The following is a 21,598-nucleotide window of genomic DNA, read 5'->3' as shown; positions in this document are numbered from 1 at the left end:
AGAAATAGAAGAACTAGAGATAGAAAAAGTAGGAGGATATTTATGAGGATAGAAATTGGAGCAAACGAAGCAGGACAAAGAACGGATAAATTCATGAGGAAAGTACTTGGAGATGTGCCACTTAGCAAAATATATAAAGCTTTTAGAAAAGGTGATATTAGGGTTAATGGTAGCAAAATCAAAGAAAAGCATTGTTTAGTAGAAGGTGATATTGTTGAAACAAAATATATTACTAGCGATGTTAAAAAGGAGCCTTTTCAAAGAATTGATAATAAATTAAAAATAACATTTGAAGATGCTAATATATTAATGGTGGAAAAATGGCCAGGAGTTTTAGTTCATTCTGATAAAAAGGGTGGAGAAGCTACTTTAATAGATTATGTGCTATCTTATTTATATGATAAGGGAGATTATAAGCCAGAAAATGAAATAACATTTACTCCAGCACCATGTAATAGACTAGATAGAAATACTTCAGGTATAGTTATGTTTGGTAAAAATTTCAAATCTCTTAAACTTTTAAATGAGATGATTAGAGAAAGAAATGTTGAAAAATTTTATATGGCACTAGTAAGTAACAGAATTAAAGATGGAATTTATGAGGGATATATATATAAAAATGAAGATGCAAATATATCACAGGTGTTTGACACTGAAATGCCAGATACAAAAAGAATAGCAATGGAAGTTAAAAACATAGAAAGCTGTGGTACATTTTCTTTAATAGATATTAATCTTTTAACAGGAAGAAGTCATCAACTTAGAGCGCATTTAAGTCATATGGGGAATGCAATTATTGGTGATCCAAAATATGGAGACAAAAAAATGAATAGTTTCTTTGATAATAAATATGGTTTGAACTATCAATTTTTATATGCATATAAGGCAACATTCAAGAATTGCCCAGAGGAATTTTCTTATATGGAGAATAAAACTGTTGCAGAAAGCTTACCACCAGTATTAAAAAAGATTAAAAAGGATGTATTTAAATTTTAAAGGTCTTTTAGTCAACATTTCAGTACTGAAGGTGATGATTTAATGAGTGAAAGTATAAATTCAAAAAAACAATCAACAACAAAAGGCTTTGCCATATTATCTGCGGCAGGTTTTATGGTTAAGCTTTTATCACTACTCTATATACCTTTTTTAGGGAAAATATTAGGCGAGGATGGACTAGGTGTATATTATTCTGCGTACAATATTTTTGTCTATATGTACATATTAACAAATGCTGGTATTCCTGTTGCTATATCCAAGATGGTATCAGAACTCATAGCAATGGGAAATTACAAAGATGCGGTAAGAACATTTAAAATAGCTAGATTTTTACTCTTGATATTAGGAGTTGTTATGTCACTTCTAATGCTTATTTTTGCATTGCCTCTAGCTAATATAACAGAAAGTTCTACTTCAAGACTGGCCATTATGGCCTTAGCTCCAACTATTTTAATAAGTTCTGTATTGTCAGCTTATAGAGGGTATTTCCAAGGAAGAGGGAATATGACTCCCACAGCTATATCACAGGTTCTAGAACAGATTGCAAACACTATATTTAGTTTGGTTTTTGCAGCCTATTTTATAAAATATGGAGTAGAAGAAGGTGCCGCGGGTGGAACCATAGGTACATCTGTAGGAGCAGTTGTTGCTGCAATGTATATGATTTATGCCTATGAAAAAAACAAGGTTTTTAAGGTGCCCAAAGGATATAATAGTCTAGTCATAAAAAGATTAACCACTAAAAAATTAATCAAAAGACTATTAAGTTATGCAGTACCAATGACAATATGTTTAGCAATACAACAAGCAGGATTACTAATTGACCTAAAACTAGTTAAATCAAGAATGCTAGTTTCTGGAATTGATAAAATGCAAGTTGAAGTTTTATGGGGTGTATTAAGTAAATATACTACATTAATAGGTGTGCCTATAGCTATTATTTCATCTTTAGCTATAACTATATTACCTTCTATATCTAGCTTAATGGCACTTAGAGATAAAAAAGCTGTAAGAAACAAGGTTAACTATGCTTTTAGGTTATGTTTTTTAGTAGCAGTGCCTTCCGCAGTTGGACTTGCAGTTTTAGCTAACCCTATAGTAAATCTGCTCCTATATGGTTCTAGCGTTGGAAGATTACTTGTATATGGGTCAATAGTAATTGTATTTATGGCTGTGGTTAGTATTCAAACTTCAATACTTCAAGGCCTTGGAAAACTTTACTTAGTTACGTTTTATGCAGTAGTTGCATTAATAGGAAAAATAATTGTTAATTATATTTTTGTATCTATCCCAAGTATTAATATATTAGGTGCGGTTATGGGGAATGGAGTAAGTTTTGCTATACTTTTGATACTAAACCATAATACTATGAACAAAGCACTTAGGGTTAAAACAAATCTATTTAGTCATGCAATTAAACCTATAATAGCCTCAGGTGTTATGGCACTTGTAGCGAGACTAATGTATGGCTACTTTAATTATATATTTAGCCTTGCACGCGAAGGATATTTTGCTAATGCAATGGCAATATTAATTGCTATGGTTTTAGCTATAATAACTTATTTCTTCACCTTAGTTCTTATAGGTGGAATACGTAAAGAGGATTTAGAGGTATTCCCTCGCAAAATCACAAAACTTATACCTAAGTCTATTTTACATAGAATTAGATAGAACATAAATAAAAAATAAACAAGTCTAAGGCTATTTTGTGTCTTAGACTTGTTTGCTTTTTTTCGTGAGTAAAATAGAAAATAATAATAGAGAGAAGCCAGTAATAATAATCACTATATTTTTAGTTATAAACATAGAATTTGGTATAGTATTATCTAGAATTTTCAATATAAAGTATAAAAAGATGCTAAGACAAATATTTATTGAAATTTCTGGGGCGGAAAATTGTATATAGCAGCTCTTTTTAATCGAAATAATATTTAATACAAAGTTTACTAAAGAGGTTATGAAAAATGTTATGCCGTAACCTAAAATATTTATGCTTGGAATACCTAGAAGCATATATAGCAAGATAAGTTGAAGAATAGCGGTTATCACCGAATTTATTAAAAGAGCCTTCTGTTTGCCAAGTCCATTTAAAATTCCATAGGTTGAACCAGCCATATACATGAAAGGTGCGCTTAGGGCAGCGAGGCGTATATAAATACCTAAATCATATCTGTCAAAAAAAAGTTTCCCTAGGGAGTCTCCATTACTTAAACATATTATCATAGTTGAAATACCTAGTAAAAATGAGATTTTTATAACCTCCATTATTCTATTCTCTAAAGAATGATAATCGTTTTTTATAACGTTTTTAGAAATATCTGGAGTTAACATGGTTGCCATGGACATTACTATAATAAACGGAAAGAAAACAATGGTCATAGCCATACCTGAAAACTTACCTATTAGAGCTAAGCTAGCTGTGTATTCTATTCCAGCATAAACTAGTCGCCTAGGCACAATCAAGGTGGATAGGGCGGAAATAATGGTGGTTAAAAAGCCATTTAAGCTTAATGGCAAGGAAACAACAAGAACATTAAATAAAAGTTGAGCTCTGCCTTCTGCTTTTTTTCTGTAATCTCTAAATTCATTTTTACTTTTCTTATAGAAAACAAACAAAAGAATAAAACTTATAAGTTCTCCAATACTTAAGGATATATAGGTAGCAGTTACAGTAGAAGTTATAGTTTTTAATGCGAAAAAGTTAATTAGTGTTAGTATTATAGCCATTCTTACAAACTTTTCAACCACGTCTATGATTGCAGGTACCTTAACATTTGAAATACCATAGAAATATCCCTTGTATATAGAGGACAGAGCAACAAAGATTAGTGCAGGGCAAATAACCCAAAGGGAATACAGGGTTCTTACGTCTTTAATAATATATGTACTTATAAAAGGCGAAAAAAGAAAAACTAAAATTGTTATCAATATAGCAAAGATGAAGTCAAAAACTAAGGCGGTATGTATAGTTTTATTTAGATTACCATAGTCATTTATTCCATAATAGGCTGAGGCCTCTTTTGAAATAGCTGTTACCATGCCTCCACAAATAAGGCAAATGAATAAATCGTAAATAGGCATTACAAGACTATATAGACCCATGCCTTCTGCCCCTAATTTTTTTGAAAGTAAAATGGAAAACATAAATCTGAGTATTCCGGCAATAAGATTAGATACTGTGAGTATTATCGAATCTCTATAGAAATTATCTTTAACCATAAAAGCTACCTCCTTGTTCTTTAACTTGTGTAAGTAAAAGGTATTAATAATTAGTATGTGAAACGACCTAATTATATTCTATAGGAACATGAAAATAAAAAAGGAAGTGGTGTTATTGATGATTTTGTAAATGAATTTTTTTATGTTAGAATAACTTTATTAGTAGATTGGTTACATGCAAACAAATAAACAAACTAGCATGGTGACTTGTTAATTATTCAAATTTGAGTTAAGGAGAGAAAATATGAAATGTTTGGTATGTGGGATGGATATAAACATAAATAATTTCAATATTAATAATGTGGGCTTATTAGAAAAAAACGAAAGAGAAAATTTTAAATATTGTCCGTTTTGTGGCGTGAGTAGTAAATATTTAAGACCAGAAGGTGAAATTGTTTCTGATAGCGAGATGTATAAGGTCCCAGCTGAAAGTTTAGATGACAATATTTCAGTAATATTAGACCATGCAATGAAGCTTGAGATATTTAATTCTGAGTTTTACAAGTCAGCAGTGAAACTTTCACATAACTTAGAGGTTAAAGAAACTTTTGAGGCACTATCAAAGATTGAACATATGCATGCTGTAGTGCATCAAAAACTAGGAGGGTTCAAAGCGCTTCCCACATTAGTACATATAGATTATAGCAAATATAAAAATGACAAAAGCTTATTGGAATTGGCAGAAGCTAGAGAGATTCATGCTGCTACGTTTTACGAAAAAAACGGTAAAAAAATTAATAATCCTATTATTAAGGAAGTATTCTTTGCACTATTTCAGGTTGAACATGATCATATGCAAATTGCTGGGGGTTATTAACAACGCAACCTAGGTTTTTAATTAAGCTGGAGTAGTAGTTTGTACTACTTTAGTAGATTATTAACACATATACTCTAATTTATATAAATATATATAGATTAGAGTATTTATAATTTAGGGGGGAAGTATGAAGAAGACCATTGGATTTATAGTGATTTTAGTTGCAATGGCTTTTGTATTATTTTCATTGAAAAGTTCTTTTAAAGAATATAGGGCTACAGTGAAGGATAAACTTATAAAATCAGAGATAATGTTTAAAGGATTAAGTGATGCTGTAGATTTTACGAGAGACAGTGAAGGTAATTATTATGTAGCATTTCAAGATAAGATACAGTACATTGATAAAAGGGGTAAAGCATACAATATATTTACTAACAAAAATCTTGTTATAACTAGTTTAGATTATAACAATGGAGTATTGTATTATGCATCAGGTACTAAAGTTTATTCTTATAATTTAATTTCAAAGGAAAGTATTGAAATAATTAAAAATATACCTAATTATGGGGATTATAATAAGAGCTCCATTAGAATCAATGGAGAGTATCTATTTGTTACGATAGGGGCAGCAACAAATTCTGGAGTAGTAGGACTGGATAATCAGTGGATAGATGATTACCCTCAGAACCATGATATTACACCAAAGAGGATAACTATAAAAGGAACTGATTTTGGAGAAGAAAAAACCGGAGCATTTGTTTCATATAAAACTAAAAATATTAATGGACAGATTATAACAGAACATATGCCAGGAAATTCATCTATAATAATTTATAATCTAAAAACTGGAGCACAAGGAAACTTTGCTTGGGGCATAAGAAATATAAAGTCCATAGACTTTAATACGGGGGGCAAAGTATTAGTTACAGTGGGGGGCATGGAGAATAGAGGACTAAGGCCTGTACTGGGAGACAGTGATTATATATATCAAATTAAAAAAAATATATGGTATGGTTTTCCAGATTATGCTGGTGGAGATGAAGTAAGCTCCCCTAAATTTAAAGGTTCAGATAAGAATACTATACCATTTATTTTAGAGAAGCACCCCACAACAAACCCACCTGCACCAATTTATCAACATAGCTCAGTAGATAGTTTAGTAAGTTTAGCAGTTGATCAAAAAGGAATATTAGGAGAAAAAGACTGTATATATTTCTACGAAAAGAATGATAATAGTATATATAGTTTAAAGAGCACAGGTGTTATTAATGAAAAAATCAACTTTTACGAGGAGACCTATATATCTAGTATGAAATTTTTTGACAATTTAATAGTTTTAGACTCTAAAAGTGGGTATATAATTAGCATAGGAAAAAATAAAAGTCTTAATAGAGGTATAGGATCGCAAAAAAACATTTTTTATTTAATGGTAATTGTATTAACTTTAATAGGTAGTATACTTGTAGGTTTGTGCAAAAAGAACTAAAATAGAGTTAAATATATTTTGTAAATATGTTTTCAAAGTATATTTAGTGTATACTAAATTAAGAGGTGAATAGTTTGAAAAAAACAATTGAAGCTACCTACGGAAAAACATTAAAAGGATTAATGATAGCAGCAAATCCAATTAAAAAAAAGATTATGAAGACTCATTGTATTGTTCATAAGTTTATAAATATTCAAGCTATAGAAATATTAAAAAATCAGGGATACAGTGAAGTTCATAGTTTCTACAAATCACATATAAAAGAATTAAACAAAGGGGTTACTTGGGCAGATCAAGATTTTAAAAGTTCAAATCATTTTTATCATCATTTAAAAGGTACTGGCCTCTATGGATTTTCAAATGCATTAACTGAATTTGAAAAATATTATAAAACTGCTTTGAAATTTGTGGAAGAAGGTGACGTTAGGCAAGCAATGTTCTATTTCGGAGCAGCCTGCCATTTAGTTCAAGATTCTACGGTGCCTCAACATGTGAATAATAAACTCCTGAAAAGTCATAGAAGTTTTGAACTTTGGATTATAAGTAAATTAATGAGTGATTATTCTTTTCCTATTTTCAACGAAATAATACAAGAAGATAAGGTAGAAGATTATATAAAAAACAACGCATTATTTGCTAATAAAACTTTTATTTATTATGCCAATTTAAAAATCAAAGAAGAAAAATACAACAAAATATCTGTACTCATAGTTCAAAGGGCACAAAAGACTACAGCGGGGTTAATGTTAAATTTTTATAACCAGATTAAGAAATAATTCCTTTATTTTAGAGGAATTATTTTATTTTTGAAGAATATTTAAAAATAAGTAAAATATTAAAAGATATCTGGCGAGGGGGGGAAATAATTGAAAAGGGAGGTTTTTATAAATCTAGAGAAAGAAATTTTCAAAGGAAATTTATTAGATATAGGGTTTTCTAACCATGGGATTATATATAATATCTGCAAACAATATATTGATGACAGAAGTTGTGTAGAGTATGTAGAGGGGAAACAGGATAAAAATAAAATTAAAGAGGGGTCCTATGACACCTGTGTGCTTTTTTTTACTTTAAGTGGAATAAAATTGACAGAGAGTAAAAATAAATTAATTAAAGATATATATAAATTTTTGAAAGAAGATGGGCTCTTATATATATGGGATATAGATAAAGGTTTCCTTAAAACTTTTAATTCTAAAATAAATATATTGTTACCGGACAAAAGTACAAAAACAATAAATTTTAGAGACTTAAATATATTTAAAAATAGCGATAAAGAAAATACAATGAAAATTCTAAAACCTTATTTTAAAATAACAACTCTTAAAAGTTCAGATAATATTTATTACATGGTATGCAAAAGGAGAGGAAAATCAGAAGATGAAAGTAACATTAGTAGGGATTAATGCAAAATATATACACAGCAATTTGGCGGTAAGATACTTAAAAACATATACTGAAGAGTTAGATTACGAATGTGACATTATGGAATTTTCTATTAATGATCAAATTGAGAGAATTTTAGAGGAGATTTTACGTTGCAAACCAGATCTTGTAGCATTCTCTTGCTATATTTGGAATATTGAGTACGTTAAGACGGTAGCAACTCTTATTAAACTTGTGAATAGTAAAATTGAAATCCTTTATGGTGGACCAGAGGTTAGTTATAAATGTAAAGATTTTCTTGTGGAGAATGTAGGTGATTATGTAATCCAAGGCGAAGGTGAGATAACCTATAGTGAATTTATTAAGTGGAAGATTGCCAGCCAGAAAAATGATAAGCAAAATATTCAACTTAATACAGAAAAAGAAACTGGTAATGACCAAAAAAATAATATAAAAATTGGAGAAATACTCGGGTTGTATTATAGGAAAAATGGTGAAATAGAATATAATGGTGAAAGATCTGCAATGGATATGAATGAGATTATTTTCCCATATAATGAAGAAGAACTTGGAAGTAAAATAGTTTATTATGAAGCATCTAGAGGATGTCCTTTTAAGTGTAAATATTGTCTTTCTTCAACTTCACATGGAGTTAGATTTTTGAATGTTGAAAGAGTAAAAAAAGAATTGAAATTTCTTGCTGATAAAAAAGTAACTTTAGTGAAGTTTGTAGATAGAACTTTTAATTGTAATCCTAAATATGCAATAGAAATTTGGGAATATTTAATAAAGATACAGGGCCAAATAACCTTTCATTTTGAAATTTCAGCAGATTTATTAACTGATGAGGAATTAGATGTTTTATCTAAGGCGCCAAAGGGCAGATTTCAATTTGAAGTAGGAGTTCAAACAACAAATCCTACTATACTTAATAATATAAATAGATTTGTGACCTTTGAGGAAATAAAGGAAAAGGTTTTGCAGGTAAAAGCAATAAAGACTATTAATCAACATTTGGATTTAATAGCTGGTCTTCCTGGAGAAGATTACGAATCTTTTAGAAATTCTTTTAATGATGTTTATAGCCTTAATATAGAAGTAATACAACTAGGCTTTTTAAAATTACTTAAAGGTTCAGATATGATGGATGAAGCGGAAATTTGGGGAATGGCCTATTCTCCTTACTCGCCTTATGAGATTCTAAGAACTAAGGATATAAGTTATGGCGAGTTAGTTAAGTTAAAAAGGGTAGAGAAAATGGTTGATAAATACTATAATTCACAAAAATTCAGCACTATTTTAACTTACTTTGTAGGAAAGTTTAATACACCCTTTGATTTTTATTACGAGCTAGGATTATTCGCGTATGATAAGGGATATTTAGCAAGGAAAATTTCTTCAGTAGATTATTATAAAATATTTATTGAATTTAATGAAGAAAAACTAAAACAAGATGATTTTGCACTAAAAGAGATTGTTAAATATGACTATCTTAAATATAACAAAAAGAAATGGCTTCCAGATTTTTTAGTTAGGGATATAGATAAGGAAATAGAGAGAGGAATTAAGGATAAATTTTTAGAAAACAATAATATGAAAAATGCAAATAATATTCATATTGAAAAATTTATGATTGATATCTTACAATATATAGATAACAATACTATTTGTGAACAAACTCATTATTTAGTTTATGATATTAATAATGAGGAAGATATAGTGGATACAACATCAATTTTAGATTGTGTATAAAAAATCCATAGAATTACAAGAATAGACTAAACTTTCCTTTAAAATGATATATACTGTATTAAATTAAGCTAATTTTAAGAATATTCATTGATTTGAAAAAAAAGAAGTTGAAATTTATAAAAATAATAAGTATAATACAAGTTGTATTCAATACTACATAAAGTATAATGAAAAATACCAAACCATATTTGGTGTTTGCTATTATCAAAAAGTATTAATAATTGAACTGATTCATTATACCTATTTAGGTACATAAAAATAGAGTAGCATACTGACATGTTATTTGTTTAGATGTGCCTTTTTAGAAAAAAAGGTGGTGATATTTTGGCATTAGAGGCAATAAAGAGTATAAAAAATGCAGAGCAGCAAGCAACAGAGAATATCAACAAGGCAATTGAAGGTAGTAAGGATATACTAAAAAAATCTGAGATTGAATCTGTTGGTCAGTACAAAAAAGTTTTGGATGCGGCTAAAGAAGAAATTAAAAAAATCATCGAAAGTGCTAAAGAGGAAGGCAGAATAAATTCTGAACCAATTTTAGAGCAAGGTAAAGCAGATATAGATAATATACTTAATCTAGATAGTGAAAGATTTCATAGGGCGGTTAACAAAGTGGTTGAAAGGATAGTGAAAAATAATGGCAATAGTTAAAATGAGTAAATTTACATTATTTGCCTTTGAATCACAAAAAGAAACTTTGCTCGATAAACTTCATAGATTTGAAAATGTTCAATTTATAAACTTACAACAACTTGATGAAGAACATTTGCAATCTCTTAAAAAAGACTCAGAGAATGAGAAAGTTTCTTATTTAGAAGGTGAACAGGCAAAAGTAAAATTTGCTCTTGAACTATTACTAAAGCACTCAGAAAAACAAGGAGCTATAAAATCTTTAGTCAAGGGTAAAAGTTTGCTTAGTTATGATGAATTAGAAAAGCTAGCTAAAGAATCAAACTATAATGAAAACTATAAAGATCTAAAAGAAAAAGATAATTATTTAATACAAATGAAAAGTGAAAGATCTAAAATTAATTCTGAAATAGAAGTATTAACCCCTTGGATACAACTTGATGCAGCTTTTGAAGATTTAAAGACATTAAACTCCAGTACATTCATGATGGGGTCATTACCAAAAACTTTTAAGGATACTTTTAGAGAAAAATTTGAAAGTGAGGTTCCATATTCTTACTTAGAAGTTATTAGTGAAGTAAAAGAAGCTATGAATGTAATTCTTATAATCTACAAAGGTTATGAAGATAAAGCTAAAGAAATACTTAAACAATATAATTTCAGTAATATTAGTTTAAAATATGATGGAATTCCTGAACAGATTGTACGTGGATACAAGGAAAGATTAGAAGAGATATCAAAGGAAGAAGTAAGAGTAAATTTGGAAATAAAAGATAACTGTCAGTATTTAGAGGATTTTAAAATAGTATCTGAATACTTATCAAATAAGCATATAAAGGCATCAGCTTGTGAAAATTTTTTAAAAACAGAAAATGTAGTGGCTATAGAGGGATGGGTACAAACAGGACTTAGAAGTGAGTTAGAAGAATTAATAAAGACTATAACTAAAGAAAATTTTTATTTAGAAATAGAAGATGCTAATAAGGAAGATGAAGAAGTACCAATACTTTTAAAAAATAATTCTATTGTTCAACCGTTTGAACTAATAACATCAATGTATAGTTTACCTAAATATTCAGAGATAGATCCGACACCGCTATTGACACCTTTTTACATGGTGTTTTTTGGAATGATGCTGGCTGATATTGGATATGGGATAGTGATATTTTTAGTAACATTGCTTGCACTAAACAAATTCAATTTAGATGACGGGCAACGAAGATTCGCTAAGTTTTTCATGTTTCTAAGTATACCAACAGTAGTGGCAGGAATTGTTTATGGAAGTTTCTTTGGAGATTTAATTCAATTTAAATCTATAATAACTCCTAAAGAAGATATAATGCTTTTACTTATAATATCCATTATAATGGGTGCATTCCAAATTTATTTTGGTCTTGGAATCAAAGGATATATGCTTATTCGCGATGGTAAACCAATGGATGCTGTTTATGATGTTCTAACATGGTATGCTGCATTAACTGGAGCATTTTTATTATTAGGTGGATCATCATTAGGTTTAAGCCCAGCTGTAATTAATATAGGCAAATGGGTTATGATAACAGGGATGGTTGCACTAGTATTAACCCAAGGAAGACAAAACAAAGGCATTGGCGGAAAACTTGCCGGAGGTTTTTATGGATTGTATGGCATATCTGGCTATATAGGAGATTTAGTTTCGTATTCAAGAATTATGGCAATCGGACTTGCTGGTGGATTCATAGCAGCATCTTTTAATATGATTATTAGAATGATGCCAACACCTTTTAATATTATTATAGGTATATTTATATTTGTGGCTACACAAACGTTTAATTTATTATTAAGTGCATTATCAGCTTTTGTTCATAGTGCTAGGCTTCAATATGTAGAATATTTCAGTAAATTTTATGAAGGTGGAGGAAAAGCCTTCAAAGTGTTTAAATCAGCAAATCAGTATATTACTATAATTAAAGAAAAGCAAATTTGAGGAGGAATTAATAATGACATTTATGGGATTTATAATTAAAAATGGTGGAATTGTATTCGCTGTATTGGGGATGGCACTAGCGGTTATTTTACCTGGAATAGGATCAGCAAAAGGTGTAGGTTTAGTTGGTGAAGCGGGTGCGGGACTTACAACTGAAGAACCTGAGAAATTTGGTAAAGTACTTATTCTACAATTGTTACCAGGTACACAAGGACTTTATGGTTTCGTTATAGGACTTATGGTATTACCTAAATTAGTTGCAGCTATGACTTTAGGTACGGGATTATATTTATTTATGGCTTGTTTACCAATAGCGTTTGTAGGATACTATTCTGCAATAGCGCAGGCTAAAACTTCAGCAGCAGGTATTGCAATACTCGCTAAAAAACCAGAACATATGGCAAAAGCTATAATATTTGCTGTAATGGTTGAAACATATGCTATTTTAGCATTTGTTATTTCAATAATTTTAGTTATTCAATCTGTATAATCTTAGTAAGTAAGATATTCTAATTTTAAAATTAAGAAGTTAGAGGAAGTGAATATATGTCAAATTTAGATAACTTATCAGCTAAGATAATTGAGGATGCGAGTATTAAAGCAGAAACTATATTGAGAGAAGCAAGTGACAATGGAAAGTTAATGGTAGAAAATAAAATTAAAAAAGCAGAACTACTAAAAAGTCAAATGCTAGAGAAAAGTAAAATAGAAGCTATTACCGTTAAACAGAGGATTATATCTAATACTCAGCTATCTGTAAGAAATGACAAGATAGTGGCTAAGCAAAAAATGATTGATAAAGTATTTGTAGATGCATTGGAAAAGCTTTTAGTCATTAGTGATGTAGAATATTTAGAAATTGTAAAAAGATACCTTTTATCAATATCAATAGTTGGAGATGAGGAAATAATACTTCCTGGGAAATATAAAAACATAGTAAATAAGGAGTATTTATCCGGAATAAATTCAGCACTTATTACATCAGGTAAACTAGGTGAAATAAAATTGTGTTCTGAAGATAGGGATATAAAAAGTGGATTTATTATAATTAAAAATGGTATAGAGATTAACAATACTTTTGAAAGTTTAGTTAATTCCTTAAGAGATGAGCTTGAATCAGAAATAGTAAAAGTACTATTTAATTAAATTTAAGGAGGGTAATAATTTATAATTATTATCCTTCCAAAAGCAAAACAAGGAGGATAGCCATATATGGATAATATGAATTTTACACAAGCTGTGGCTAGGCTAAGAGTATTAGAAACAAGACTCCTGAGTAAAGTAAAGATTGATAGGATGATTGATAGTACCTCTGCGGAAGAAGTGCTTAAAGTCTTACAGGAAACAGAATATGCAGGTTTGATGGGAACTGTAAAACGACCAGAGGACTACAATTTATTACTTAAAGAGGAGTTAAATAGAGTATATTCGCTTATGTATAGTATTTCTCCAGAGCCTGCTATAGTAGATATTATGAGTCTGAAATATGATTATCATAATATTAAGGTAATGTTAAAGGGCAGGGCATTAGACAAAGATTTTTCTCACATGTTAATTCCTGTAGGTACAGTGGAGATAGAGAAATTAAAACTCTACATGACAACAGAGGATTATAGAGAATTAAATCCTAGCATGAGAGATGCTATACTTAAGGCTGATGAAGTCTACCAGGAACTTAAAGATCCTCAGAAAATAGATATTATAGTAGATCAGTATATGTATATAGATATGTTAGCAAGGGCAAAAGAATTAAAAAATAAATTTATACTTGATTATGTTGTGAGAAGTATAGATTTTTCTAACATAAAGTCGGTTATTAGATTAAAGAAACAAGAAAAGGATTTAAAATTTTTAAAAGAGGTTATTCTTCCAGGTGGGGATATAGCTATGGATATTTTAATTAGAGCCTTTGATGAGCCTATTGAAAACATGGCAGCTAAATTTGCATCATCTAAATATGGAGAAGTTGTAAGAATGGGACTAGAGGAATATATTAAAATAGGAAAACTTTCTCTTTTTGAAAAACTTTCAGAAAATTTTATTATGAAAGATCTGAAACCTGCTAAATATATAACTTTTGGACCTGAGCCAATATTTGCATATATTGCAGCAAAGGAAACAGAAATAAAAATAATAAGAATTATTATGGTTGGAAAATTAAATAACGTTGATACGGCTGTTATAAGAGAAAGGGTGCGTGAGGTTTATGCATAAAGTTGGAGTAGTTGGAGATAAAGATTCAATACTTGCTTTTAAAGCTCTTGGAATTGACGTATATCCTGTTATTGAAGTTGAAGAGGCTAGAAAAACTATAGATAAAATGGCAATGGATAATTATGCAGTTATATTTGTTACTGAGCAGATAGCCCAGCATTTAGATGAAACTATTAAAAGATATAACGCACAAATGCTTCCTGCCGTTATATTAATACCAAGTAATCAAGGCTCACTAAATATAGGAATGCAAAGAATTAGAGACAATGTGGAAAAAGCTGTGGGCGTAAATATTTTATAGAAAGGTAGGGAGATAACTTGAAAATCGGTAAAATTGTAAAAGTTTCAGGTCCTTTAGTTGTTGCAAAGGACATGGATGAAGCTAATATATATGACGTAGTTAAGGTTGGAGAAAAAGGTCTTATTGGCGAAATTATCGAGATGAGAGGTGATAGAGCCTCAATTCAAGTATATGAAGAAACCTCAGGCCTAGGACCAGGAGATCCAGTAGTAACTACTGGCGAACCACTAAGCGTGGAACTTGGACCAGGACTTATGGAATCCATGTTTGACGGTATTCAAAGACCACTTGAGGCAATAAGAGCTATTGCTGGAAATTTCTTAACAAAGGGTGTAAATGTTCCATCACTAGATAGAAGTAGAAAATGGAATTTTGTTCCTAATGCCAAAATCGGGGATGAAGTTTCAGCAGGTTTTGCTATAGGCACAGTGGTGGAAACTACTGTTATAACTCAAACAATAATGATACCTAACGGAATTTCTGGAACTATATCTTCTATAAAAGAAGGAGAGTTTACTGTAGATGAAGTAATAGCAGAAGTAGAAACCTCTGATGGTATTGTGCAAATTACATTAATGCAAAAATGGCCAGTAAGACGTGGTAGACCATATGTTAGAAAATTAAATCCAATAGAACCATTAGTTACAGGACAAAGAGTAATAGATACCTTTTTCCCAGTAACAAAAGGTGGTACTGCTTGTGTACCAGGTCCTTTTGGAAGTGGAAAAACTGTAGTTCAGCATCAACTTGCAAAATGGTCCGATGCAGAAATAATTGTATACATTGGTTGCGGTGAACGTGGAAACGAAATGACAGATGTTTTGAATGAGTTTCCAGAGCTTAAAGACCCTAAAACCGGTGAATCATTAATGAAAAGAACAGTGCTCATTGCAAATACCTCTAACATGCCAGTGGCAGCTAGAGAGGCTTCAGTATATACAGGTATAACTATTGCAGAGTACTATAGAGATATGGGATACTCAGTAGCAGTAATGGCGGATTCAACGTCTAGATGGGCAGAAGCACTTAGAGAAATGTCAGGAAGACTTGAAGAAATGCCCGGTGATGAAGGATATCCAGCATATCTAGGGTCACGTGTTGCAGACTTTTATGAGAGATCAGGAAAAGTAGTTTGCCTAGGAGATGGGGAAAGAGAAGGAGCACTTACAGTTATTGGTGCAGTATCACCTCCAGGTGGAGATTTATCAGAGCCAGTTACTCAAGCAACCCTTAGAATAGTTAAAGTATTCTGGGGACTAGATGCGCAACTTGCTTATAGAAGACATTTTCCAGCAATAAATTGGTTAGAGTCTTATTCATTATATTTAGATAAGATAGGTAAGTGGACAGATGATAATGTTGCAGATGATTGGGTTGAACTAAGAATGAAAGCTATGACTATTCTTCAAGAAGAAGCAAAGCTTGATGAAATAGTAAGACTTGTAGGGGTAGATGCTCTGTCTGAAAAGGATAGATTGAAATTGGAAGTTGCAAAGTCAATTAGAGAAGATTATCTACAACAAAATGCTTTCCATGAAGTTGATACTTACACATCTTTGGATAAACAATATAGAATGTTGAAGTTAGTTTTAGCTTTCCAAACGGAAGCAGAAAAAGCTTTGGCTGCAGGAGTTTATTTTAAAAAGATACTACAAATGCAAGTAAGAGATAAAATAGCAAGAGCAAAATATATTCCTGAAACTGAAATGTCAAAAATTGATGATATTATTGTAGACTTAGCTAAGGAAGTAGAAAAACTGATTACAGAAGGAGGGGTTATTAGTGCTTAAAGAATACAGAACCATAACAGAAGTTGTAGGACCCCTTATGGTTGTAGATAAAGTTGAAGACGTAAGATATGATGAACTAGTAGAAATAGAGCTACAAAACGGTGATATTCGTCGTGGAAAAGTACTTGAAATAAATGAAGATAAGGCAATGGTTCAGTTATTTGAAAGCTCTGCAGGAATTAACTTAAAGGGTAGTAAGGCGAAATTTTTAGGAAGACCACTAGAACTTGGAGTTTCAGAAGATATGCTTGGAAGAGTCTTTGATGGTCTTGGTAGACCTAAAGACGGTGGACCTAAAATTATTCCAGATAAGAAATTAGATATAAATGGAGAAGCAATAAATCCCGTAGCCAGAGACTATCCCTCTGAATTTATTCAAACAGGTATTTCAGCTATAGATGGACTTAATACTTTGGTTAGAGGACAAAAACTGCCAGTGTTTTCTGGAGCAGGTCTTCCACATGCACAACTTGCAGCTCAAATAGCAAGACAAGCGAAGGTATTAAATTCAGAATCGAAATTTGTTGTTGTATTTGCAGCAATAGGAATAACCTTCGAGGAAGCACAATTCTTCGTAGATGACTTTACAAATACTGGTGCAATAGACAGAACTGTATTGTTTATGAATCTTGCCAATGACCCAGCTATTGAGAGAATAGCTACACCTAGAATGGCTCTAACTACAGCTGAATATCTTGCTTATGAAAAAGGATATCATGTTCTTGTAATTATGACTGATATTACAAATTACTGTGAGGCTTTACGAGAAGTTTCAGCTGCAAGAAAAGAAGTTCCAGGTAGACGTGGATATCCAGGATATCTTTATACTGACCTTTCAACACTTTATGAAAGAGCTGGTAGGATTAAAGGACTTGAAGGTTCAATAACTCAAATTCCTATACTTACAATGCCTGAAGATGATATAACTCATCCTATTCCAGATCTGACAGGATACATAACTGAAGGTCAAATTATTTTAAATAGAGAACTTTATAAAAAAGGCATTATGCCTCCAATAGATGTTCTACCTTCATTATCAAGACTTAAAGATAAAGGTATAGGTAAAGGCAAAACAAGAGAAGATCATGCTGATACAATGAACCAATTATTTGCTGCCTATGCTCAAGGTAAGCAAGCAAAGGAGCTAGCAGTTATTCTAGGAGAGTCAGCCTTATCTGATGCAGACAAAGCATATGCAAAATTTGCAGAAGCTTTTGAAAACCAATATGTATCTCAAGGATTTGAAACTAATAGAACTATTGATGAAACAATAAATTTAGGATGGGAGCTTCTATCAATACTTCCAAGAACAGAACTTAAGAGAATAAGAGATGAATATCTTGAGAAATACTTACCTAAAAAAGAGGGTGAGTAAACATGGCAAGGTTAAGTGTCAATCCAACTAGAATGGAGCTTACTAAACTTAAAAAAAGATTAGCTACAGCGGCTCGTGGACATAAATTACTAAAAGATAAACAAGATGAACTCATGAGAAGATTTATTGATCTTATAAAACATAATAATGAACTTAGACAGAGTGTTGAAGAAGAACTACAAAACTCTTTTAAAGATTTTGTTATGGCAAGTGCCTTAATGTCTTCAGAATTTCTAGAGGAAGCCATTGCTTATCCAAAAGAAAATATTTCTGTAAAAGTTGACACGAAAAATCTTATGGGTGTTAATGTTCCAATGATGGAGTTTAAAAGGAAATTAGAAGATGATGCTGGTAGCATATATCCCTATGGATTTGCCAGTACTTCAGCAGATCTTGATGGAGCAATAGAAAAGCTATATTTAATACTTCCAAAACTTTTAGAGCTTGCAGAAGTAGAAAAATCTTGTCAGCTCATGGCAGATGAGATTGAAAAAACTAGAAGAAGAGTTAATGCTCTTGAATATATGATTATTCCTCAACTTGAGGAAACTATAAAGTATATAAGAATGAAGCTTGGTGAAAATGAAAGAGGAGCTTTAACTAGACTTATGAAAGTTAAAAGCATGATGGAGAAAGCAGAGGCAATTGCGGAAGCAAAGAAAATCAGCACATAAATAAAATGAAATTAAGGTGTCTTTTATGACATCTTAATTTTTTTTATTAAAATTTGTTGATGTATACAGTGATTTAGAATAGAATATATAATATAAGAAATTAAATTTATTGCTAAGTAAAGCAATTAATATAAGGTAAAGGAGAAGGCATATGGCAGTTAGAAAGATTTTACAATATGGTGACAAGCGTCTTAATACAGTATGCGCAAAGGTTGAAAAAGTAGATAGAAAGATATTAAACTTGATCGACGATATGATGGACACCCTTTATGAGGGTACCGGGATAGGTCTTGCTGCTCCTCAAATAGGAGTTTTAAAGAGAGTTATTTTAATTGATTTAGGAGAAGAAGAAGAAAATCCAATAATAGTTATAAACCCTATAATAACAGCACAATCTGGAAATGAAAAGGACTTTGAGGGTTGTTTGAGTTATTTAGGCCATGAAGGCGAAGTATTTAGACCTACAAATGTTACAGTGGAAGGTATTAATTACAAAGGAAAACCAGTAACATATAAAGCAGAAGGGTTACTAGCAAGAGCTTTCTGTCATGAAATTGATCATTTAGATGGAATAATGTACATTGACAGAGCTGAGGAAATGTATGAATTAGCTGAAGGGGAAGAGTAATTATTCCTATATTATTCTTTAACGAAAAGTATATATTGCTGGAATGCGTTCACTTCGCCAAGTAATTCTAAACCAATTTTATTGAAAGATACTAAAAAGTGCAAACTCGCTATCGCTCAAACATGCACTTTTCTTAACGTATCTTTCACTAAAATTAGTTAAGAATTACTAAGGCTTGTTCATACGCATTCTGCGCAATATATACTTTTGTTAGCATAAGATAAGAATAATTTTGCGATATAATCCCAGCTATATTTAATTTTGGGGGGAGACGATTATTAATTTTTAATACTATGTGTTGAGTTTTTATAATGTTATTAAATAAATATATTTAGTTAAATATTTAAAAAAAAAGCATTCCCATAATTTTAAATATCATAGGAGATGCTTTTTTTATTTCCTTCAAATAAAAAACCTGAGAATAGACTGGCCTATTCTCAGGTTTTTATTAATATAATGATTAAACCCATTTTTCAAAACGGGACCTAATAACATATGAGTTTATTATATGAGAATATTAATAAGGATATAGTAGATAAATAGTTATTGAGACATACAGTGAGAGTTATAATCTAACACCTTTAATTCCAAATATGGAGCCGAAAAATGGAATTTTAAGCTTTTGATAAACATGTATATCTTTATTTATGATAAGGCTTTTATGAAGATACACCTTTACACCCTCATGTTCCATTAAAATAAATTGTTCTGAAGGGAAAAAATTCTTCTGAGTCTCAATCCAGAGACTTCTTGTAGGTGTGCCTCCTCATCCGCAAGAATTTATTACAGACTTAACTACTAAAACTGAATTCAATTTTTTTATGGCACTTATTGCTTTATCGTCTATAGTTAACATAAAAACACCTCCATACCCGTGCAGGGTATACCTATATATACATAATAAGCTGAAAGTGATTAAATGTCAATGTGATAAAAGAAGTAATATTTAAATTTAAACTATATATGATAATTTAAATATATGATAATTCAGTATGCTAAGTTACTATATAGATTAATCTATTCTAGCTTAGTCTATTCCATCAGCATATTAATATAATCTTTAAGTCTATCATCCCAAGAAGAAATTTCAATACCCAGTGAGGATTTTATGCGAGAGCTATCTACGCAAGTATAATTAGGTTCGCTTATAATATTAGACAAAAGTTTATCTGATTGTACTACCAAAGGAACATTAAGATTACTAAATTCTATTATACTATTTATTAGCCGTGATTTTGATAAACAACCTTCATTGGTGAAGTTATATATCCCATATTTATCAGTTGCCAAAAGCTGCTTAAGCACTCTAACTAGATCTCCAATATAAGTTACACAAAGGGTGGGGTTTGAAAATAGATAAATAGCTGTATGTTTTCCTTTTATTAATTTTTTTACGAAACAGTCATTGCCACCAAATATATTTGAGGTGCGAAGTATAAAATATTTTGTGCAAATAGTTTGAATTAGTTCTTCCGCGCCGAGTTTACTCTTACTATATGCGTTTATTGGAGTACATTCATCAATTTCACTGTAGGGAGAAGATTTAATATCACCGTATACATCTGTGCTAGATAGGTATAATATGGGTATATTAAGTGAATTGCAGCAGCTAGCAATATTTAAAGTGCCTACCGTGTTTACACCGTAGGCTAAAGTCTCGTTGTATTCACAAATATATTTATTTGTTATGGCTGCAGTATGAATCACTGCATCGGGCTTTAATTCATTGAGCGTTTTCTCAGTAGCTATTTTATCCATTATGTTAAGCTCGGTTTTATCTAATCCATAAATAGTATGTGATTTTGATAAAACATTACAAAGATAAGCCCCAACATTACCTTTTGCACCAGTTATTAAAATATTCATAAATACCTCCTTAAATTTCATGCTACTAAAGTATATGACACAGTATCTTTATTATTAAAGAATTAGATATTTTTTTTAAAGAGGTCTTATAGAAAGGTGGGTATCAATGGCAATAAATAAGAGTGAAATGAAATTAGAAAAGCAAAAACTAGAGGAGACTGTAGAATATTTAGATAGTGCTTATCGGAAATTTTTCAAAGAACATACCGGTTTTCCTAAATTTAAATCAAAACATGATCATAATTATTCTTACACCACTAACTTTACAAATAATAATATTAAGGCTTTATTCCATAACAATTTAGTTCAATTACCTAAATTAGGTAAAGTAAAAGCCAAATTACACAGAGAATTCAAAGGAAAAATATTATTTGCTACTGTTAGTAAAGTACCTAGTGGTAAGTACTTTGTTAGTTTTAATGTAGAGACTGAAAATTTCAAGTTACCTATAATTAATGAAATGATAGCATTTGACTTAGGGCTCAAAGAATTTCTTATAGATACAAACAATAACCATATAGAAAGACCAAAATCATTATATAAATATGAGGATAAGTT

The 21,598-nt window shown here is 30.7% G+C and carries 19 protein-coding genes and 1 pseudogene; 18 read left to right on the top strand and 2 right to left on the bottom strand.

From position 1 onward, the window contains the following. Positions 1-42 precede the first annotated feature (42 nt). Positions 43-996, top strand: a complete 954-nt coding sequence (locus KPL51_RS07740) for an RluA family pseudouridine synthase (RefSeq protein WP_216159155.1) — start codon at positions 43-45, stop codon at positions 994-996. A 42-nt stretch (positions 997-1,038) separates the two neighbouring features. Continuing rightward, the gene (locus KPL51_RS07735; RefSeq protein WP_216159153.1) at positions 1,039-2,667 is read left to right on the top strand and encodes a putative polysaccharide biosynthesis protein; all 1,629 of its coding nucleotides are present in this window, start codon (positions 1,039-1,041) and stop codon (positions 2,665-2,667) included. A 42-nt stretch (positions 2,668-2,709) separates the two neighbouring features. Here the strand turns inward: KPL51_RS07735 and spoVB are convergent, their stop codons facing one another. Further along, a complete protein-coding gene (spoVB, locus tag KPL51_RS07730) occupies positions 2,710-4,215 on the bottom strand; it encodes a stage V sporulation protein B (protein ID WP_216159151.1) in 1,506 nt (501 codons plus the stop codon). A 244-nt stretch (positions 4,216-4,459) separates the two neighbouring features. Between spoVB and KPL51_RS07725 the strand changes: the two genes are divergently transcribed. The 15 genes from KPL51_RS07725 (at position 4,460) to def (ending at position 19,174) form a co-directional block, all read left to right on the top strand. Further along, positions 4,460-5,032, top strand: coding sequence for a ferritin-like domain-containing protein (locus tag KPL51_RS07725; protein ID WP_216159149.1), 573 nt, complete (start codon positions 4,460-4,462; stop codon positions 5,030-5,032). A gap of 127 nt (positions 5,033-5,159) precedes the next feature. Next, on the top strand, positions 5,160-6,458 hold the full coding sequence (locus KPL51_RS07720) for a PQQ-dependent sugar dehydrogenase family protein (protein ID WP_216159147.1): 1,299 nt from the start codon (positions 5,160-5,162) through the stop codon (positions 6,456-6,458). Positions 6,459-6,532: 74 nt separating this feature from the next. Beyond that, positions 6,533-7,234, top strand: coding sequence for a zinc dependent phospholipase C family protein (locus tag KPL51_RS07715; protein ID WP_216159145.1), 702 nt, complete (start codon positions 6,533-6,535; stop codon positions 7,232-7,234). A gap of 90 nt (positions 7,235-7,324) precedes the next feature. Continuing rightward, a complete protein-coding gene (locus KPL51_RS07710; RefSeq protein ID WP_216159143.1) occupies positions 7,325-7,864 on the top strand; it encodes a class I SAM-dependent methyltransferase in 540 nt (179 codons plus the stop codon). Continuing rightward, positions 7,839-9,596 carry a B12-binding domain-containing radical SAM protein gene (locus KPL51_RS07705; protein WP_216159141.1) on the top strand — a complete coding sequence of 586 codons (1,758 nt, stop codon included), beginning with the start codon at positions 7,839-7,841 and terminating at the stop codon, positions 9,594-9,596. Before KPL51_RS07710 ends, KPL51_RS07705 begins: the two co-directional genes overlap by 26 nt. 324 nt (positions 9,597-9,920) lie before the next feature. After that, a complete protein-coding gene (locus KPL51_RS07700; RefSeq protein ID WP_216159138.1) occupies positions 9,921-10,247 on the top strand; it encodes an ATPase in 327 nt (108 codons plus the stop codon). Beyond that, complete coding sequence (locus KPL51_RS07695; RefSeq protein WP_216159136.1) at positions 10,234-12,192, top strand: V-type ATP synthase subunit I; 1,959 nt, start codon at positions 10,234-10,236, stop codon at positions 12,190-12,192. Before KPL51_RS07700 ends, KPL51_RS07695 begins: the two co-directional genes overlap by 14 nt. 13 nt (positions 12,193-12,205) lie before the next feature. Continuing rightward, a complete protein-coding gene (locus tag KPL51_RS07690) occupies positions 12,206-12,682 on the top strand; it encodes a V-type ATP synthase subunit K (protein ID WP_216159134.1) in 477 nt (158 codons plus the stop codon). A 56-nt stretch (positions 12,683-12,738) separates the two neighbouring features. Further along, entirely contained in the window at positions 12,739-13,338 is a 600-nt protein-coding gene (locus KPL51_RS07685; RefSeq protein ID WP_216159132.1) for a V-type ATP synthase subunit E, read from the top strand. Positions 13,339-13,404: 66 nt separating this feature from the next. After that, complete coding sequence (locus KPL51_RS07680) at positions 13,405-14,406, top strand: V-type ATP synthase subunit C (RefSeq protein ID WP_216159130.1); 1,002 nt, start codon at positions 13,405-13,407, stop codon at positions 14,404-14,406. Further along, complete coding sequence (locus KPL51_RS07675; protein ID WP_216159128.1) at positions 14,399-14,707, top strand: V-type ATP synthase subunit F; 309 nt, start codon at positions 14,399-14,401, stop codon at positions 14,705-14,707. Before KPL51_RS07680 ends, KPL51_RS07675 begins: the two co-directional genes overlap by 8 nt. Before the next feature lie 17 nt (positions 14,708-14,724). Next, the gene (locus KPL51_RS07670; RefSeq protein ID WP_216159126.1) at positions 14,725-16,497 is read left to right on the top strand and encodes a V-type ATP synthase subunit A; all 1,773 of its coding nucleotides are present in this window, start codon (positions 14,725-14,727) and stop codon (positions 16,495-16,497) included. Continuing rightward, positions 16,490-17,872, top strand: coding sequence for a V-type ATP synthase subunit B (locus tag KPL51_RS07665; protein ID WP_216159125.1), 1,383 nt, complete (start codon positions 16,490-16,492; stop codon positions 17,870-17,872). The genes KPL51_RS07670 and KPL51_RS07665 overlap by 8 nt, the downstream gene beginning before the upstream one ends. Before the next feature lie 2 nt (positions 17,873-17,874). Beyond that, on the top strand, positions 17,875-18,546 hold the full coding sequence (locus KPL51_RS07660; protein ID WP_216159123.1) for a V-type ATP synthase subunit D: 672 nt from the start codon (positions 17,875-17,877) through the stop codon (positions 18,544-18,546). 151 nt (positions 18,547-18,697) lie between these two features. Beyond that, entirely contained in the window at positions 18,698-19,174 is a 477-nt protein-coding gene (def, locus tag KPL51_RS07655) for a peptide deformylase (RefSeq protein WP_216159121.1), read from the top strand. Between the two features lie 1,032 nt (positions 19,175-20,206). Here the strand turns inward: def and KPL51_RS07650 are convergent. Continuing rightward, positions 20,207-21,040, bottom strand: coding sequence for an SDR family oxidoreductase (locus KPL51_RS07650; protein ID WP_216159119.1), 834 nt, complete (start codon positions 21,038-21,040; stop codon positions 20,207-20,209). Positions 21,041-21,146: 106 nt separating this feature from the next. Between KPL51_RS07650 and KPL51_RS07645 the strand changes: the two are divergent. Further along, positions 21,147-21,598 (top strand): annotated as a pseudogene (locus KPL51_RS07645) (IS200/IS605 family element RNA-guided endonuclease TnpB); the annotation flags it as partial.

This window comes from Clostridium bowmanii (assembly GCF_018861315.1).
GTDB classification, from domain to species: domain Bacteria; phylum Bacillota; class Clostridia; order Clostridiales; family Clostridiaceae; genus Clostridium_AD; species Clostridium_AD bowmanii.
This window is presented reverse-complemented; position numbering and strand designations above follow the sequence as displayed.

What these genes read in the sequence shown, in the direction of transcription:
- KPL51_RS07680 (WP_216159130.1), top strand. Translation starts at nt 13,405, where the DNA reads ATGGATAATATGAATTTTACACAAGCTGTGGCTAGGCTAAGAGTATTA.
- KPL51_RS07720 (WP_216159147.1), top strand. Translation starts at nt 5,160, where the DNA reads ATGAAGAAGACCATTGGATTTATAGTGATTTTAGTTGCAATGGCTTTT.
- KPL51_RS07735 (WP_216159153.1), top strand. Translation starts at nt 1,039, where the DNA reads ATGAGTGAAAGTATAAATTCAAAAAAACAATCAACAACAAAAGGCTTT.
- KPL51_RS07725 (WP_216159149.1), top strand. Translation starts at nt 4,460, where the DNA reads ATGAAATGTTTGGTATGTGGGATGGATATAAACATAAATAATTTCAAT.
- KPL51_RS07675 (WP_216159128.1), top strand. Translation starts at nt 14,399, where the DNA reads ATGCATAAAGTTGGAGTAGTTGGAGATAAAGATTCAATACTTGCTTTT.
- KPL51_RS07650 (WP_216159119.1), bottom strand. Translation starts at nt 21,040, where the DNA reads ATGAATATTTTAATAACTGGTGCAAAAGGTAATGTTGGGGCTTATCTT.
- KPL51_RS07685 (WP_216159132.1), top strand. Translation starts at nt 12,739, where the DNA reads ATGTCAAATTTAGATAACTTATCAGCTAAGATAATTGAGGATGCGAGT.
- spoVB (WP_216159151.1), bottom strand. Translation starts at nt 4,215, where the DNA reads ATGGTTAAAGATAATTTCTATAGAGATTCGATAATACTCACAGTATCT.
- KPL51_RS07695 (WP_216159136.1), top strand. Translation starts at nt 10,234, where the DNA reads ATGGCAATAGTTAAAATGAGTAAATTTACATTATTTGCCTTTGAATCA.
- def (WP_216159121.1), top strand. Translation starts at nt 18,698, where the DNA reads ATGGCAGTTAGAAAGATTTTACAATATGGTGACAAGCGTCTTAATACA.
- KPL51_RS07740 (WP_216159155.1), top strand. Translation starts at nt 43, where the DNA reads ATGAGGATAGAAATTGGAGCAAACGAAGCAGGACAAAGAACGGATAAA.
- KPL51_RS07705 (WP_216159141.1), top strand. Translation starts at nt 7,839, where the DNA reads ATGAAAGTAACATTAGTAGGGATTAATGCAAAATATATACACAGCAAT.
- KPL51_RS07660 (WP_216159123.1), top strand. Translation starts at nt 17,875, where the DNA reads ATGGCAAGGTTAAGTGTCAATCCAACTAGAATGGAGCTTACTAAACTT.
- KPL51_RS07690 (WP_216159134.1), top strand. Translation starts at nt 12,206, where the DNA reads ATGACATTTATGGGATTTATAATTAAAAATGGTGGAATTGTATTCGCT.